Genomic DNA, 16,889 nt, shown 5'->3' on the forward strand with positions numbered 1-16,889 from the left:
GCAGCGCCCGCGCGATGTCAACGCTCGCGTCGTCGCTGGGCACGCCCGTCTGCATGGCCAGGAGGATCTCGCCGTTCTCCCGGACGATCGCAGGCACCGCCTGCGGCAGCATCGTGCCGAGCAGAACCGCACGGTCGCCATGTTCAGGATGTTCGGCGAGGTAGCTGGCGGAGAGCTTTAGCGGGGCGGTCGCGCTGGGCACCAACTCACGCAGAGCCACCAGATCGGGTTCGTCAACCCGGCCGGCAAAGGGACGCAGGACGGGCGCGGGCCGCCGCCGCACGCCATGACATGCCTTGTACCGGCGCCCTGACCCACACGGGCACGGCGACCGCGGCCCGACGACGGGAGCATCTACCTCGTCCGTCCCGAAGACAGCCGGAGCCGCCACAGACGCGGCCAGGCCCACCTCGTCGGACGAGCCAGATCCGGACGAGCCAGATCCGGAATGAGACGGCACGGGACGGCGGGCGGTCTGTCGGCGAGCGATCGGGTGCTCCTCGGCTTGACGGATCAGGTTGATGGATCAGGTTGATGGACGGCTGGTACGCGCAAGGCTAATACCTGCGACCGACACTTCCCGCCAACCCACCCACGTGACCGTCCGCTTGTACCGGCCCTGCTACGCGCCGATGCCGGACCAGGCTCCACCGTCCGCGACCGGGCCTCCGGGCGTGCGAAAAACCAAGATCGCACTCCCTTCGGCCAGGCCACCCACCAGACGCCTCCGGGCGTGCGAAAAACCAAGATCGCACTCCCTTCGGCCGGACGGGAAGCCGATGCAGGTTAACCGCCACTCACCGGGGTAGAAGTCGGACATGGAGATCAAATTTTCGCTGTCACTTCCCCGGGACGAGATCTCCATTCCTGTTGTCCGCCGGATGTGCACGCAGTCACTGAAGGTTCTCGGCGCGCACCAGGAGTGCGTCGACGACGTGGAACTCGCGCTCACCGAGGCATGTGCCAACGTTCTGAAGCACGCCCAGGCGTATGACTGGTACGAGGTCTCGGTCAACGTCGACAACCAGGTGGCCGCCATCGAGGTGCTGGATAACGGTGGTGGCTTCGACGTCTTCCAGATTGACGCCATGATTCTCGAGGCGTCCGCCGATGACACGATCTGCGAAGACGGCCGTGGTATCTATGTCATGCACGAACTCATGGACAGCGTCCAGTTCGACATTGTGGACGGTCCGCATCCCGGCATCCGGGTTCATCTGGAAAAACTGCTGCAGTGGGATGAAAGCGCGCCCGCCACCCGACTTGAACGCGCCCCGGCCCACTGCGGGTCCTGACCGGCCTGCTCCTGCATGCGTGGCCGCCGCTTGATCGCCGGTAGGCTGACCGCATGAGCGGTGGCCAGTACGAAACAGTTGGCGGGGCGTCCTCGGTAGCACGACGAATCGGCGTGGTGACATTTCCCGGCTCGCTGGATGACCGGGACGCCGCTCGAGCGGTCGGCCTCAGCGGCGGCGAGGCCGTTGCGCTCTGGCACGGTGACACCGAGCTGGCCGCGGTGGACGCGGTGGTGCTGCCCGGCGGGTTCTCCTACGGCGACTACCTGCGCGCCGGGGCGATAGCCCGTTTCTCCCCCATGGTCGGCGCGGTCGTGGCCGCGGCCCGTGACGGGTTGCCCGTCCTCGGCATCTGCAACGGATTTCAGGTGCTGTGCGAGGCCGGTCTGCTGCCCGGGGCACTCACCCGTAATGTCGGCCTCCATTTCGTCTGCCGGGACCAGCGGCTGCGGGTGGAGAACGCCTCGACCGCGTGGACCTCGGCATACACCACCGGCGCGGAGGTCGTTATTCCCGTGAAACACGGCGAAGGCCGCTATGTGGTGAACCCTGCGACACTGGCCCAGCTCGAACATGACGACCTGGTGGTTGCCCGCTATCTCGGCGGGAACCCGAACGGATCCGTCGCCGACATAGCCGGCGTCTGCAATACTGCACGCACGGTTGTCGGGTTGATGCCACATCCCGAGCATGCCGTCGAGCCGCTGACCGGCCCGGGATCGGACGGCCTGGCAATGTTCCAGTCGGTGGTATCCGGCCTTCTCACCGTCTGATCGACTCCCGGTACGCCGGCCAAAGGGTGCGCGATCATGCCGTTCACGCACACCCGGAGGCCCCCACACAGCCAGACCGGCCAAAGGGTGCGCGATCATGCCGTTCACGCACACCCGGAGGCGTCAAGCGACGCCCAGCTCGGCATCGACGGAACGGCGCAGGGCCGCATGCAGGGACGCGGGCGTGAGTACGCCGACGTAATCGTCCCGATCGTAGACGGCGATGCGGGCGGCGTCGTCGCCCAGGAGCACGGCGAACGCTTCCTTGAGAGAGGCGCCGAGCTCCACCCAACCGGCGAGCGGACGCAGCGCTGCCGCGCTCGCGACCGGACCATGCCCGACCAGCTCCCCGGCCTCAACCCACCCGCGCACTTCCCCGGACGTCGGGTCGACCACGACCGCCCAGCCGGCGCCGTCAGTGCTGACCCGCACCCGGCTGCCCTCGCCGGACCCACCGGAACGAGCGGAACGAGCGGACCCACCGGAACGAGCGGACCCGCCCGGCACATGCCGGGCGATCGCCTGCAGTGTCTCGGCCGCGGATGTGTCCATGCGCACCACCGGTGGGTGTTCGGTGTCGGACACCGCCAGCGGGGTGACCGCGAGCCGGCGCAGCGACCGGTCGAAGCCGGTGAGATCCGCGACGAACGGCGTGGCCGGCGCTCCCAGGACGCGGGTGACGGCGTCGTACTGCTCAAGAAGGCCACCGGGGCGGAACACCGCGATCCGGTCCGCAAGGTGGACGGCCTCGTCCAGGTCGGGCGTGGCGAAGATGATCGTCTTGCCGATATCCCGGTGCAACAGAAGAAGATCGGTACGCAACCGCTCGCACGCCATCGGGTCCAAGGCCGAGCACGGCTCGTCCATCAGCAGTACCAGCGGGTCGGCGGCGAGTGCGCGGGCAATACCGGCCCGTTGCCGTTGCTCGCCGGAAAGTTCATGCGGGTAACGGTCGCCGACGACCGCTGGATCAAGCCCAAGCAGTTCGAGCAGCTCCTGCCCGCTGTCGTGAACCCGCGGCCGCGCCCAGCGCAGCAGCCTGGGCACCGATTCGACGTTCGCCCGGACGGTCCGATGTGGGAACAGGCCGACGCGCGCGGCGACATGGCCGATGCGCCTGCGCAGCAGGACCGGATCCACGCGGGCAACATCCTCGCCAGCCACGACGATCTCCCCGGCTGTCGGCTCGGTCATCCTATTGATGAGATTAATGATGGTGGTCTTGCCGCACCCGGACGGCCCGAGCAGGCAGATGAAATCACCCTCGGCCACGTCGATGTCAAGATTTGTAACAGCGACGGTCCCGTCCGGGTGACGCTTCTGGACCCCCCGAAAAGAAATCATCGGCTCAGTCGCCATCGACGCCGACCAACCCCTCCCGGACCGATTGCGATCATTCCGACCGTGGAACCCACAGTACTGTCATTGCTGTTTCATAGCTTTTCTACCGGATTATCCGGTCGGTATCGAGTTATCCCGGTACCGTCGCCGTGTGAGCACAATCTCGCAGACCGCCTCATGGCTTGGCGACAGCGCCAACTGGGACGGCGGCAACGGCGTCACCCGGCGCCTCATCGAACACGTGACGTTGACTACCGCGTCCGTGGGGCTCGCGTGCGCCCTCGCGCTACCGATCGGGGTGTGGCTCGGTCACATCGGACGAGGCCGCATTCTCGCTGTCGGCATCTCCACGGTTGAACGGGCGGTACCGGCATTGGCCGTGCTCGTGCTGCTGGCCGTCGGGCCGCTCGGCTTCGGCAACACCACGGCTACGGTCGCGCTGACCCTCATCGCGGTACCACCGCTGCTGTCCACTGCCTACCTCAGCATGCGCGACGTTGACAAGGCGGTGACACAGGCCGCGGTCGGGATGGGCATGTCCGGCGGTCAGGTGCTGCGCCAGGTGGAGCTACCGCTGGCCGCGCCACTGCTGCTGGTGGGCCTACGGACGGCGACGGCCCGAGTCGTCGCCACCGCCACGGTCGCCGCCCTCATCGGCGGCGGCGGGCTCGGTCGACTCGTGCTGGACGGCCTGGCTCACCACGACGACGCGCAGGCGGTCGGCGGCGCAGTGCTGGTCGTGGCGCTGGCTCTGATCATCCAGGGTATGCTGCTCTGCCTCGGCCGGCTGGTAACGCCCGCTGGCTGCGGGCCCAGCCGTCTCCGTCCCCGCTGGTGATCCGCGGGACGCATGGTCGAGTGTGAACGAACGCTCGTCGAACGCGTGCGGCCGGCCGGCAGCGGGTACTCCCCGCCACGCAGGTGGGTACCCGGATCGAGGAGGGCTGGAACCGTGGTACAGAAGCTTCCGCAACCGCCGGACCACGAGGATTCCGCGGGAACATCGCCACCACAATCGCCATCAGAGTCACAATCAACACCACAATCAACACCACAATCACCGGCACCAGGGCCGGGCTCGGAGCCGACGGACTCGGATCCGCCGGCATCCCCGCAGGGGAATCGCTTGGCCAGGACACGGCTACCAGCCGTTTTGATCGAAAGTCAGCGGACGTTCTCACGCATGTGGACGATGTCCCGGCAGCTCGCGGACGCGGTGGAGGCCGAGCAGGCGACCGCGGCGTCGCTCGCCCTCACCTACGCGACCCGCGCGCCGAACGATGAGGTGATGGATGCCGAACGGGTATGGCTGCACGCCCACCAGACCCGCCACGCCCTCGAATCCCAACTGGCCACGGGCTCGCTCGGGCTTACCTGTGACCGGGTCGCGGACCGCCTACTCGCCACCGCCCGGTCGAACCGCCCATGACGACGAACACGATCTCCCGGCCTACTCGCGGCCTACTCCCCAGCCGGCCCTTTCCGACCGCGCAGGCGCGCTCAGCGGCGGATCGCCAGTCGGTACTTCTCCCACTGCCGTTTGTCGTCGGAGAAGAAGTACTCCAAGAGATCATGTAGATAGCCAGGGTCGGGTGCATGCCTCGACGGCGGTATGTACTGCTTCACACGAAAAGCTCCACATCCGAGGTTGTACATCGTATACAGACCCAGCTTCAGCCTGTCGAGTTCTTCTAGAACACGGTCGGACACCGGATTGTCCTCGTCCTCTTCAGAGGCCGTCTCGACGACGAGGCTCGGGCAGTGCGCCCAACGCCCATGGGCCGCTGCCTCGTACAGCGACTCCAGCCGATTGGCCTCAGCCGACCGTTTGATTTCAAAGGATGAAATCGTGAGGACGACATCGGGCAGCAGATACGAGCTCCAGACTTCGACCGCCGCGACGTCCGGCCGGGACCACTGACCACTGGCCCGTACCCGCCTGCGCGCGGAAGCGGTCTCACGAATGTGACTGAAGGTGAGACCAGCCGTATCGATCTCGCTCTGGTACCAGTCGACGAAGGGCTGATACAGCTCGGACTCCCGGCGTACCAGCTGGCCAGGGCCGGCAGCAGCGAATCCCGCGTCGTCGACGTGCGTTTCCAACGCCTCGTCGTCCGGCGTCTGAAGCACATCGTCGGCGCGGGCGATCGTGCCCCCGCGGCCTCGCCCGAGCCGGACGAGACCGGCGGTCTTGAGCTCGTCCAGCGCCAATCGATAACGGTCGTTCGTGATTCTTACAGCGCTACGCAGCCGCAGGCCGCCGACGGGAGTGCCGTCCGGCGGAAGCTGGTCGAAGACCACAAGCGCGTCGCGAGACGCTTTCGGCGGAGTCCGGCCGCTCGGGGCCCGGCGGATCCGCCGCCCTTCCACAATCGCCATACCCGCGAGAACAAGCTCCGCCATCGCCTCGTCGAACTGCGCATCCTCCATACGGAGCCGCTTCCGCAATGCACCGCAGTTCGACGGTGCCGGCCCGATCTCGGTATAGAGTTCCGCCGCCGCTCTGGAAAGTGCCATCGTCCCCTCGCCGTCAGCCAGCCGCCATGAGAGCGCTCTTTCTGCGCTATGACAGGCATATCCGATACGGGACGAGCACAGGAGTCATTTCTGACCTAATCACATCCGCCGCGGCGAGGTTTGAACCACGCCCGAGGACAACGCGTTCCGCGGGATCGGTCCGGATGGTGCCGGTAATGGCGCCGACCACCGGCGCCTTCCGCGTCCCGGCCGTAGGCCCCAGCGGTAGGTCATTGTGGTCATGGGAACGGCAGTTTCCACCGACGGCCAACGGCCAAGAAACCGTACGGTAGGTCGTTGCGGTCACGGGAACGGCAGTTTCCACCTACCGCCGACGGCCGTCATCCCCGGGGGATCCGGTACCCGGCTGGGATCCCCCGGAACACCGCCGGTCTCGAACGGTCAGTCGCGAATCTGGGCGTCGGAGGCGTCGAGTTGCCGGTTGAGGTTGACCGCGGCGTTGATCAGCGCGAGGTGCGTGAACGCCTGCGGGAAGTTACCGAGCTGCTCGCCGGTCAGGCCGATCTCCTCGGAATACAGGCCCAGTGGATTGGCATAGGTGTGCATCTTCTCGAAGATGAGCCCGGCCTCCTCCAGCCGACCGGAACGAGCCAACGCGTCGACGTACCAGAACGTGCACAGGGAGAAGGTGCCCTCCGAACCGCGGAGCCCGTCCGGGGATGCTTCCGGGTTGTACCGGTAGACCAGGCTGTCAGAGACCAGTTCGGAGTCCATCGCGTTCAAGGTGGACAACCACATCGGGTCGTCGGGGACGACGAAACCGACCTGGACCATCCGCAGCAGGGAAGCGTCCAGCACGTCGGTGTCATAGTGCTGGACGAAGGCCTGCCGCTTGTCGTTCCAGCCCCGGTCCATGACCTGGCGGTACACGCGGTCACGTTCGGTGGCCCACCGTTGGAGCTTGCCCGGCCGGGCCCGCTCGGCGGCGAGCCGGATGGCACGGTCGAAGGCGGTCCAGGAATTGATTCGCCCGTAGGTGAAGTTCTGCCGGCCGCCGCGGGTTTCCCAGATGCCTTCCTCGGGGGAGTCCCAGTGGTCACACAGCCAGTCCAGCATATCGACCACGCGGTTCCACCGGGCGTAGCCGAGGGCGACACCGTGACGGTCCGCGAAGTAGATCGAGTCCATCGCCTCGCCGTAGATGTCGAGCTGGAGCTGGTCGGACGCGCCGTTGCCGATCCGCACCGGCGCCGAGCCCATATAACCCTCGAAATGGTCGAGGGTCTCCTCGCTCAGGTCCGACGAACCGTCCACCCGATACATGATCTTCAAGGGGCCGGAGGCGTCACCGGCCTGCTCCTCGATCCGGTTGGCCAGCCACCCGACAAAACTGCGTGCCTCCTCGACGTAGCCCAGTCCCAACAGCGCGTACACCGAGAACGATGCGTCGCGGATCCAGGTGAATCGGTAGTCCCAGTTGCGCTCGCCGCCGATCTGTTCGGGCAGCCCGGCGGTGGGCGCTGCCACCACCGCACCGGTAGGGGCGTAGGTCATGAGCTTCAGCGTCATCGCCGAGCGGCGGACCTGCTCGCGCCACCGGCCGGTGTAGGTCGACCGGGCCAGCCAGCGCCGCCAGTACCGCACCGTGTCGTCGAGCAGGGAGGTGATCTCGTCCCGGGCCAGCCGGTGCGGCGGGTCGCCGTCCCCGGTCTCCATCATCACGGCCCCGACCTGGCCGGCCTTCAGCGTCGCCGTGCCGCGGACCCCGTCGCCGTTGGACTGGCTGATCCGCTCGGCCTTTTCCCATTGGACGTTCCTGGCCGGGTGCAGGGTGATGCGCTGATCCCCGGCACGGAAGATCGCGCCGTCGCCGGTCACCTCCATGGTGTGGGTGGCGCGGCCGTAGTCGAAACGTGGCATGAAATCGACCGCGAAACGCATCTCCCCACGCACGACCCGCAGAACCCGGACCAACCGGTGCCGGTCGGTCGGCCGGGTCGTGTCCGCGATGGGCATGAAGTCGAGGAGTTCACCCACGCCGCCGGCGGTCAGGAAGCGGGTGATAAGAACCGCGCTGTCAGGTAGGTACAACTGCCGCGACACATAGCCCGGCTCCGCCGGCGCGATTGTGAAGTGGCCGCCGCGTTCCCGGTCCAGCAGGGAGGCAAAGATACTCGGTGAATCGAATCGGGGCGCGCAGAACCAGTCGATTTCGCCGTCCTTCGTCACCAGCGCCGCGGTCTGGAGATCCCCGATCAACCCGTGGTCAGAAATCTGTGGATAGTCCATCTCTCCCCCTATGGTTCTGCTCGGCAGCGGTTCCTGCCGCCTCGCGGCTCGTAGCGTCCGGCGTGGACACCCATCGTGGGCCGGTGGTCCGGCGCGCAGCCGGCCGTCTCCCCGCGGTGAAACAGCCCGACCGGGCGATGTCGCTTCGAGGAGAACGGGTTGGTCGGTTAGGGCCTGTCCGATTGATCTCGGACAGGCCCGGATCGTCCTGCACGAAAGCGTCCAAGGGTGGTGCAGCGACCTGCGGCGAGTGTGATCTGCCACTCCAGTGCCAGCTCCAGTGCCAGCTCCAGCGACCGGGATATCCATCCTCAGAAACTGAGTTGCCCGACGGTCAGGCGTCCAAACCGTCCGACCATGACAGATCACCCATGAGTGGGGGTATCAGATATTTCGTGCCGGCCATGATTATGGGTATCGGCCATGATTCGTATCGGCCGATCGAGGCACGAGTTCAGACGGTTACAGCGCCGAAGATGCCGGGCAGAGTGGACGAGTGGGCGGCCTGCAGTTCGTCGAGGCTGACGGCAAAGGCGTCCTGAACGTCGAAAATATCGCCGTCCACCACACCGATGCGCCGGCACGGCAGTCCGCGGGCACCGCACATGTCGGTGAACCGCAGCTCCTCCGATCGGGAGACGGCCACCACCGCCCGACCCGCCGACTCGCTGAACAGCTCGGTGAACACGTCCGCATCACGGGGGAAGACGATGCGGACGCCACGCCCACCACGCAGGCAGGACTCGACCAGTGCCGCCGCCAGCCCGCCGTCGGACAGATCGTGCGCCGCGGTCAGCATGCCGTCGCGGGAACCCGAAACCAGGATCTGGGCGAGAAGCTTCTCCGCGGCGAGGTCGACCGCGGGCGGCTGCCCGCCCAGGTGCCGGTGTGCCACCCACGCCCACTCGGACCCGCCGAACTCCGGGCGGGTGTCCCCAAGCAACAACAGAGAGTCACCCTCATCGGTGAAGCCGATCGCCACGCGCCGGGCCACATCGTCGAAGAGGCCCAGGACGCCGACGACCGGAGTCGGGTTGATCGGCATCGACCCGGTCTGGTTGTAGAAGGACACATTGCCGCCGGTCACGGGCAGTCCGAGCTGACGACAGGCATCCGCGAGCCCCCGGGTCGTCTCGGCGAACTGCCACATGACCTCTGGATCCTCGGGCGAACCGAAGTTCAGGCAGTTCGTGACGGCGATCGGCACGGCCCCGGTCGCGGCCACGTTGCGGCATGCTTCGGCGAGTGCGAGCTGCACACCTGCGAACGGATCAAGTCTGGCATACCGACCATTACCGTCTGTTGCAAGCGCGATACCAAGACCAGTCTCGTCGGAAAGCCTGATCACGCCGGCATCCTCGGGCTGCGCAAGCACAGTGTTGGCCTGCACATACCGGTCGTACTGGTCGGTCACCCACGCCTTGGAGCACAGATTCGGCGAAGCAATCATGGTCAGCAACGTGGCGCGCAGGTCGGCTCCGCTGCTCGGGCGCGGCAACGCCGCCGGGTCGTCGGCCCGCAGCCCGTCCAGGTCCGCCGGCCTGCGCATCGGCCGGTCATACACCGGCCCGTCGTCGGCGAGCGAGCCGGGCGGCACGTCGACGACGACATCACCATGCCACCGGATGACAAGACGACCACTTTCGGTGACTATTCCGATCCGGGTGGCAAGCACTCCCCAGCGTTCGGCGACCGCGAGCACCTGGGGCAGTGCGTCCGGCGTGACGATCGCGAGCATCCGTTCCTGGGACTCACTCGCCAGGATCTCGTGCGGCACCATCGAGGCCTCCCGCAGCGGGACGAGGTCGAGGTCGACCGTCATCCCACCGGGGCCACCGGTGGCCAGGCCGGCAGCGGTCGTCTCGGTCAGCGCACAGGTCAGCCCCGCGCCGCCGAGGTCCTGGATGGCGACGACAAGCCCGCGGTCAAACAGCTCCAGGCAGGACTCGATGAGAATCTTCTCGGTGAACGGGTCTCCGACCTGTACCGATGGTCGGCGCGCCGGTCCGCCACCCTCGTCGAAGGTCGCCGACGCCAGCACCGACACCCCGCCGATGCCGTCCCGACCGGTCTTCGCACCGAGCAGGACGACCGCGTTACCGACTCCGGTCGCCGCCGAAGTCTGCACCCGTCCGACCGGCATCACCCCCACGCACAAGGCGTTGACCAGCGGGTTCCCCAGATACGACGGATCGAAGACGACTTCCCCGCCGATCGTCGGCAGGCCCAGGCAGTTGCCGTAGCCGCCGATGCCCGCGACCACCCCGGGCAACATCCGCGCCGTGTCGGGCGCGTCGGCGTCGCCGAACCGGAGCGGGTCGAGGACTGCGATCGGCCGGGCACCCATAGTCAGGATGTCGCGGACAATCCCGCCGACGCCAGTCGCCGCACCCTGGTAGGGCTCGACGAAACTCGGATGATTATGCGATTCGATCTTAAATGTGACGGCCAGACCCTCACCGACAGCGACCACCCCGGCGTTCTCGCCCATGCCGACGAGCATGCGCTCACCGGCGGGTATGTCGTGGAACCGCCGCAGATGCACCTTGGACGACTTATACGAACAGTGTTCGCTCCACATCACCGAGTACATGGCAAGCTCGGCATCGGACGGCAGCCGACCGAGGGTGGAGATGATCCGGGCGTACTCGTCGTCGGTGAGACCGAGTTCCCTGTGGGGCTGGACGGCGTCGGGCCGGGCGGCGTCGGGCCGGCCAGCGTCGGGCGCGGACGGGGCAGTGGGTACGGTCGGTGTGCCGGTCACGTCATCCATCTTCCCGGACGTTTCGTCCTCGACAACCCGACCACGACGATCCCACCGAGGCGATCCCACCGTAGTGATCCCACCGCGGTGATCCAACCGGCCGTCAGGAGTGGCCGTAAGGCTCCGGACCTGCCGCGTCACCGCTGAGTGCGTCGGCGCCGTCGTCTGGAACCGAGCCGGGCGGGTGCGCCGATACGCCGATGAATTCCAGGTCGGAGGATTCCAGGTCGGACGGATCGTCGTCGAACACAACTGCCTCGGGATGCGCGGAGGGAGCGACCATCGCCTCCGAGTGGGCACCACAACCATGATCGAAAGCAGTCACCCGAGCGTCGTCCGGGGCCATCTCGTTCGCGCACACCCCGAACAGGCGGCCGAGGATCCCGGCTAGACGTACGTGAAAGCCACATGTCTGACAGGTCGCGGGAGCGACCCGGGCGATCGATGCCTCCGGACCGGACTCGCCCGCATACCAACGGGCCACAGCGTCGTCACGTCCCTCCACGGACAGCAGCCGGGGACGACCGAACCCGAGCTCATACCAGGCATCGGTGTCGACGAACTCCTCGACATCACCAAGACGCAGTGTGAGGCGCGGATCGTCCACGGCGGTCGGCAGCAGGTCTCCGACTCCGACGTCGCCCGGACGCAGCCGCTGGGACCACGGCACCCACTGTGGAGCGGTCATGGCGCCGTCGCCGGGCAACAGCACGACATCATCCACGGTGACCTTCCGCAACCGCGATGCGCGGCTCACGACCACCGTCCACACCCAACCGGGATAGGCGCGCGCCGTGCATGCGAAGCGGTGCAGCACAAGGCGTTCGCCCTCGGCCTCGACGCCGAGGTGGTCGCCGACAAGGCCCGGATCATCAGCCTCGGTGACCGCGGCGGATCGGGCCTCCTCGACGGCTGCGGCACACGCGGTGTCCAGCGCGGGCGGCTTGGGCACCCTGACCGCACGCGGCGCCCGTGGCGTTTCCGGGGTCCGGGGTGTCCGGGGCGTCCGGGGCGTCCGGGGTGCATCGGCCGCCGGTGACCGAGCCGCCCGCCCGGCCCGCCCAGGCGCGGCCGGCGCTTCAGGCAGTTCCGGATCAGCGGGCGTCGAGTCCCCCTGACTCGCCTTGGTCGCCTTGGTCGCCCTGGTCGCCCTGGTCCTCTTGGTCGCCTTGGTCGCCCTGGTCGCGGACTCAGGCGCCTGGGAACCGGGCGCACTCCCGTCCGAGATGAACGTTTCCGAGCTCAACGTTTCCTGGTTGGACGATCCAGAGTTGGACGATGTTGTCGCTACCGCCGGGTCAAGCTGCACATCCTGAGCCTCCACGCACGTATTGTCGCCTACAGGTTCCGGAACTGTGCTGCGTGGTCGCGGTGGCCCTCCTGGGGAGAGGGGACACTCAGGATGGTGAACGTGGGCACTGGTGTCGCCAAGGGGTTTCGAAGGCTGCGCGCGTCCGGGCGCAGAGGTGGCGCCGAGCAGTCGGGGCTCGCGGCCCTCACGGAGCTTTCCTTCGTCAACGCGGCGGGCGACGCGCTGGTGACCGTGACGCTGGCCGGATCGCTCTTCTTCGCGGTGCCGACGGGCGAGGCCCGCTCGAAGGTCGCCATGTACCTGTTGATCACCATGGTGCCGTTCACCCTGCTGGCACCGGTGATCGGCCCGGTTCTGGACCGGTTCGCCCATGGTCGCCGTACCGCGCTGGCCGCAATCTGCCTGGCCCGCGGCATGCTCGCCTGGCAGCTCGCCGGCTCCCTCAACCACGGTGTGGCCGTCTACCCCCTCGCACTCGGCCTGCTCATGCTGTCGCGGGCGTTCGGAGTGGCCCGCAGCGCGGTCATCCCGCGCGTCACACCCCAGGATCTGACCCTCGTAAAGATCAATTCCCGGATCTCGTTGGTGAACATCGCAGCTGGATCGGCGGTTGCCCCGGTCGGCCTGGCCATCGCCAAGATCCCCTATGTCGGCTACCCGTGGGTGCTGCGGGCCTGCGCGATCGTCTACATGACAGGCGTCCTGCTGGCGTTCAACCTACCCAAACACGTCGACTCCGCCGCAGGTGAAAAACGCGCCTTCGTGCTGGGGGCCATCGTCAACCACCGGGACATGGCCGGCCGCCTGCTGCGCGCCATGGGCGGGCTGCCGGTCGCGCTTCGCGCCTCCCTGGTGCTGCGCGGCCTGGTCGGATTCCTCACCTTCTATCTGGCGTTTCTGCTGCGGACGAGCGGCGGCACCAACCTCTGGCTCGGTGCGCTGGCGATCTGTGCGGGCGTGGGTAGCGGCCTGGGTGTATTTATCGGCGGGCGCCTGGGCCGCCGGCGGCCTGAGGCGCTGCTGATGCTGGCGCTACTGATGGCATCAGGTAGCTGCCTCGGCGCCGCCGTCGACTACACAAGACTCACCTCGCTGCTGGCGGCCCTGCTGGTGACAATGGCCGGCTCCATGGGGAAACTCGGTCTGGACGCGATCCTTCAACGGGACGTCGCCGAGGACACCCGGAACTCCGCGTTCGCCCGTTCAGAAACCGCGATTCAGCTCGCATGGGTTGCCGGCGCCGGGATCGGCCTGATCGAGATGCCGGGGACGCTCGGCTTCGCGGTGGCCTCCGCGGCGGTGCTGCTCACGATGTTCGTGGAGACCAGAGCCCTGCACCGGTCACGGACAGCGGCCCGCGCCCGTCGAGGACGACCGGCGGCGGCGGACTGGACCGGGTCGGGCGCCGGGGCAACCCTCGCGCTCGGGCACCCGGCGATCCACCCGGATACGGCTGTTCTTCCGGGCACGGCGGTGCTCCCGGGCACGGCGGTGCTCCCGGAAACGGCGGTGCTCCAGAAAACCGCGCTCCTCCCGGATCGTGGGACGCGGCCCGGCGTGGCTGAGACCGAGAACCCACCCGCCGGATCGCGATCCGGGCGGCATCTGAACGGCCCTGAACGATAACCTCCGACCGTGTCCGTATCTCGGCTACTCTCCCGCATCCGGTGGCAACGCCTGGCTGTGCTCCCTGTCCTCGGCGCGCTCGTCGGAATACTCGCCGGCTGTGACCAACCGACGCCGCTGGTGACCCTGCAGGCCGGTCGACACTTCGTGCAGGCGCACGCCGCCGAGTACGACCGCGACGGCACGGAGGTCAAGGACGCCGACTACCAGATCCCGGTGCTGCACGCCGCCCCCGGCGAGACCATCAACATCGACGTTCCGAAGTCGGTTGCCGACCGCGGATACTTCCTGACGTCCACCGACGCCCAGTCCAACGACCGCCCGATCTCCGACACCATAAAGGACCAGCACTACCGCCTGACCGCGCCGGGACAAGCGGTTGAACTTCCCCTGACCATCTTCCAGGTGCCGCGCACCGACTCCGGTCCGGCGTCTGGAAGCTGGAAGTTCCGTCTCGTCGTCCAGCCATAGGTTCATGGTCGACGATTTCATGGTCGAGATGCGCGCGGGGTTTGTTCCCGCATCGAGGTCCACATGAACCGGGTTCTGCTGGTCACGGCGGTCAACCCGGAGGCTGACGCTGTCTGCGCCGGAATGATGGGTATGTGGCAGCCGGGGGCCGCGCCCGCCACGACGGCCGCGTCCCGCAGCGGTCCGGTGCCGTCGTGGGACCGCCAGCTCCTGACCGCGGTCCGGCTCGGCCCTTACCTGGGACGCCGGTCCGGGTCGGTGACCGTCCTGGCCGCGGGAGCAGCCGGTCCGGCGGCGGCGGCGGGTACCGCGACCGCACTGGCGACCGCCCGCGCCGCGGGAGATCCGTTCGACCTGGTCATCTCCGTCGGTATCGCGGGCGGTTTCACCGACCGTGCCGACATCGGTGACCTGGTCGTCGCGGACGCGCTGATCGCCGCGGATCTCGGGGCCGAGTCCGGCCTCGACGCCTCATCGGGTAGACCCGCGCCGGGGTCGCCGCCGGCCGGACCGCCATCCGGTGCCGGCGGCGGAACCGGCGACTTCCTGAGCCTGGACCAGCTCGGCCTCGGACCATCCACGCTGGTCCCCCGTGCGAACGTGGTCCAGTGGCTCGCCGAGCTTCTCGCCGGCACCGGGCGGAAAATCAGGATTGGTCCCATACTCAGCGTGTCCACAATCACCGGAACCGACCATCGGGCCGCAGCGATGACACTGCGGTTCGGCCCGGTCGCCGAAGGCATGGAAGGCTACGCGGTCGGTGTCGCAGCCACCGCGTTCGACACGCCGTTCGCCGAGGTCCGCGCGGTCAGTAACGCGGTCGGTCGCCGTGAGCGGTCGAGCTGGGACGTGCCGGGAGCATTCGCCGGGCTGAGCGCGGCCGCCGCCGGTCTCGCCGCCGGCATCGACACGCTCGCCACCGTCCTGCACGCCGCGCCCGGCGGCACGCCGTCCGCAAGCACCGCGCCTGGCAGCACCGAACCAGTCAAGCCTGCTCCCGGGGTCGGAGCGCCGTGACATCGCGGTCAACGATGCCGTCCCCGCTGTCGCTGGCGATCTCGCCCTGCCCGAACGACACGTTCGCCTTCCACGCGCTGGCCCACGGGCTCATTGCGGACGCACCGCCGGTCACGGTGACCTTCGCGGACATCGACGTGTTGAACTCCCGCGCCGCCGCCGGCCTCGACGATCTGGTGAAGGTCTCCTACGCCGCCCTACCGTGGCTGCTGGACTCTTACCAGCTGCTGTCCGCGGGCAGTGCGCTGGGACGCGGCTGCGGACCGCTCGTACTCACCGCCGGCCGGGACGACCTGGCAGGCGCGCGCATCGCGATACCGGGGATGCGCACGACCGCCTACCTGTTGTTCCGGCTGTGGGCGGTGGGACGTGGGGTCGGCGACATCGACGTCCTGCCCTTCGAAAAAATCATGCCGGCGGTACGGGACGGGCGGTACGACGCCGGCCTGGTCATCCACGAGTCGCGGTTCACCTACCCGTCCTATGGACTCACCCCCATGGCGGACCTGGGCGACTGGTGGGAGTCCGAGACCGGCCTGCCCATCCCGCTGGGAGCGATCCTCGGGCGGCGTGAGCTCGACGGCGCCGCACTCTGCGCCACGGTGAGGGCGAGCGTCGCGGCAGCTCTGGCCGACCCGCGGGCATCGCGCGCCTACGTGCTGGACCACGCCCAGGAGATGGACGCCGACGTCGTGAACGCTCATATCGGGCTGTATGTAAACGATTACACGCTAGCGCTCGGCGACGAGGGGTACGAGGCTGTCGAGGTGCTGCTGGGACGGGCGGGCGCCGCAGGCCTCGTCCCGCCGATACCCGCCCTCCGCCCCTGACCGCGGCTGCCCGACCGCTCGCCGACCCTGACCGCGGCGGCGGCGGCGCTCGAGTCGGCCGACTGTGGGCCGATCACGCAGGCCCTGCTGTCTCCAGTTCGTCGGCGACCGCATGGACGACCTTGGCCACATTCTCCGCTGTCCGGCGATCTGGATAGCGCCCCCGACGCAGTGAGTTCTGTACCTCGTCCAAGAGTTTGATCATATCTTCGACCATGCTGTGGAGCTCGTCCGGGCTGCGCCGGGCCGCGTGCGCCGCGTTCTTGGCCACCGACGGCGGAGTCGCGAGCACCTTCACGGACAACGCCTGATCGCCCTTGCGACCCGCGGCGACACCGAACTCGACCCGTTCGCCCGGCTTGAGCTTGTCCACCCCTGGCGGAAGCGCACCCTTGTGGACGAACACGTCGCCGCCGTCATCACGGCTGAGGAAGCCGAAGCCCTTGTCGACGTCGAACCACTTGACTCTGCCGGTGGGCACAGGAGACCTCGTTCTGCGTGGCGAAGGGAGACTGTCCAGTGAGATGCCGAGGTCTCCAAGGCTATCCGGGGACACGGCGGCGAGAGGTCGTCCGTGCCTATTCACAGCCGATCGTGGCCGATCACGGACGTTGGAACCGTCGCGGGCTCTCTCAATGCCTCCGAGTGCGCGACGAAACCACGATTGCACACCTTTTGGCCATCCGCCGACGT

The 16,889-nt window shown here is 67.9% G+C and carries 15 protein-coding genes; 8 read left to right on the forward strand and 7 right to left on the reverse strand.

The window, feature by feature from the left end; genetic code table 11:
* Nucleotides 1-403: DUF5926 family protein (locus U9978_RS09455; RefSeq protein WP_416210908.1), on the reverse strand; the 403-nt coding region annotated here is incomplete at its 3' end.
* Between the two features lie 415 nt (nt 404-818).
* On the opposite strand from U9978_RS09455, the gene U9978_RS09460 reads away from it, so the two are divergent.
* Entirely contained in the window at nt 819-1,295 is a 477-nt protein-coding gene (locus U9978_RS09460; RefSeq protein WP_322760697.1) for an ATP-binding protein, read from the forward strand.
* 53 nt (nt 1,296-1,348) lie between these two features.
* Nucleotides 1,349-2,068 carry a phosphoribosylformylglycinamidine synthase subunit PurQ gene (gene purQ / locus U9978_RS09465; protein WP_322760698.1) on the forward strand — a complete coding sequence of 240 codons (720 nt, stop codon included), beginning with the start codon at nt 1,349-1,351 and terminating at the stop codon, nt 2,066-2,068.
* Nucleotides 2,069-2,191: 123 nt separating this feature from the next.
* On the opposite strand, the gene U9978_RS09470 is transcribed toward purQ, so the two are convergent.
* The gene (locus U9978_RS09470; protein WP_322760699.1) at nt 2,192-3,427 is read right to left on the reverse strand and encodes an ATP-binding cassette domain-containing protein; all 1,236 of its coding nucleotides are present in this window, start codon (nt 3,425-3,427) and stop codon (nt 2,192-2,194) included.
* A gap of 133 nt (nt 3,428-3,560) precedes the next feature.
* Here U9978_RS09470 and U9978_RS09475 point away from each other — a divergent pair, with 133 nt between their 5' ends.
* Together U9978_RS09475 and U9978_RS09480 are read left to right on the forward strand one after the other, a co-directional pair.
* Nucleotides 3,561-4,247: an ABC transporter permease gene (locus tag U9978_RS09475; RefSeq protein ID WP_322760700.1), complete on the forward strand. Its 687-nt coding sequence runs from the start codon at nt 3,561-3,563 to the stop codon at nt 4,245-4,247.
* Nucleotides 4,248-4,592: 345 nt separating this feature from the next.
* Nucleotides 4,593-4,838 (forward strand): hypothetical protein, encoded by a 246-nt coding sequence (locus U9978_RS09480; RefSeq protein WP_322760701.1) that lies wholly within the window; start codon nt 4,593-4,595, stop codon nt 4,836-4,838.
* 71 nt (nt 4,839-4,909) lie between these two features.
* Here the strand turns inward: U9978_RS09480 and U9978_RS09485 are convergent, their stop codons facing one another.
* From U9978_RS09485 to U9978_RS09500, 4 genes are all read right to left on the reverse strand, one after another.
* The gene (locus U9978_RS09485; RefSeq protein ID WP_322760702.1) at nt 4,910-5,926 is read right to left on the reverse strand and encodes a hypothetical protein; all 1,017 of its coding nucleotides are present in this window, start codon (nt 5,924-5,926) and stop codon (nt 4,910-4,912) included.
* Between the two features lie 402 nt (nt 5,927-6,328).
* A complete protein-coding gene (locus U9978_RS09490) occupies nt 6,329-8,176 on the reverse strand; it encodes a glycoside hydrolase family 15 protein (protein ID WP_322760703.1) in 1,848 nt (615 codons plus the stop codon).
* A 454-nt stretch (nt 8,177-8,630) separates the two neighbouring features.
* Nucleotides 8,631-10,949 carry a phosphoribosylformylglycinamidine synthase subunit PurL gene (purL, locus tag U9978_RS09495; protein WP_322760704.1) on the reverse strand — a complete coding sequence of 773 codons (2,319 nt, stop codon included), beginning with the start codon at nt 10,947-10,949 and terminating at the stop codon, nt 8,631-8,633.
* A 94-nt stretch (nt 10,950-11,043) separates the two neighbouring features.
* Nucleotides 11,044-12,186 carry a DUF3027 domain-containing protein gene (locus tag U9978_RS09500; RefSeq protein ID WP_322760705.1) on the reverse strand — a complete coding sequence of 381 codons (1,143 nt, stop codon included), beginning with the start codon at nt 12,184-12,186 and terminating at the stop codon, nt 11,044-11,046.
* Between the two features lie 156 nt (nt 12,187-12,342).
* On the opposite strand from U9978_RS09500, the gene U9978_RS09505 reads away from it, so the two are divergent.
* The 4 genes from U9978_RS09505 to U9978_RS09520 all read left to right on the forward strand — a co-directional run bounded on the left by U9978_RS09505 (nt 12,343) and on the right by U9978_RS09520 (nt 16,196).
* Nucleotides 12,343-13,878: an MFS transporter gene (locus tag U9978_RS09505; RefSeq protein WP_322760706.1), complete on the forward strand. Its 1,536-nt coding sequence runs from the start codon at nt 12,343-12,345 to the stop codon at nt 13,876-13,878.
* 9 nt (nt 13,879-13,887) lie between these two features.
* Nucleotides 13,888-14,349 carry a hypothetical protein gene (locus U9978_RS09510; RefSeq protein WP_322760707.1) on the forward strand — a complete coding sequence of 154 codons (462 nt, stop codon included), beginning with the start codon at nt 13,888-13,890 and terminating at the stop codon, nt 14,347-14,349.
* Between the two features lie 63 nt (nt 14,350-14,412).
* Complete coding sequence (gene mqnB, locus U9978_RS09515) at nt 14,413-15,366, forward strand: futalosine hydrolase (RefSeq protein ID WP_322760708.1); 954 nt, start codon at nt 14,413-14,415, stop codon at nt 15,364-15,366.
* Between the two features lie 14 nt (nt 15,367-15,380).
* Nucleotides 15,381-16,196 carry a 1,4-dihydroxy-6-naphthoate synthase gene (locus U9978_RS09520; protein ID WP_322760720.1) on the forward strand — a complete coding sequence of 272 codons (816 nt, stop codon included), beginning with the start codon at nt 15,381-15,383 and terminating at the stop codon, nt 16,194-16,196.
* 73 nt (nt 16,197-16,269) lie between these two features.
* Here U9978_RS09520 and U9978_RS09525 read toward each other — a convergent pair whose 3' ends face one another.
* Nucleotides 16,270-16,677, reverse strand: coding sequence for a cold shock domain-containing protein (locus tag U9978_RS09525; protein WP_322760709.1), 408 nt, complete (start codon nt 16,675-16,677; stop codon nt 16,270-16,272).
* Between the last annotated feature and the right edge of the window lie 212 nt (nt 16,678-16,889).

The sequence above is a fragment of the Protofrankia sp. Cr2 genome, from assembly GCF_963555885.1.
Classification (GTDB): domain Bacteria; phylum Actinomycetota; class Actinomycetes; order Frankiales; family Frankiaceae; genus Protofrankia.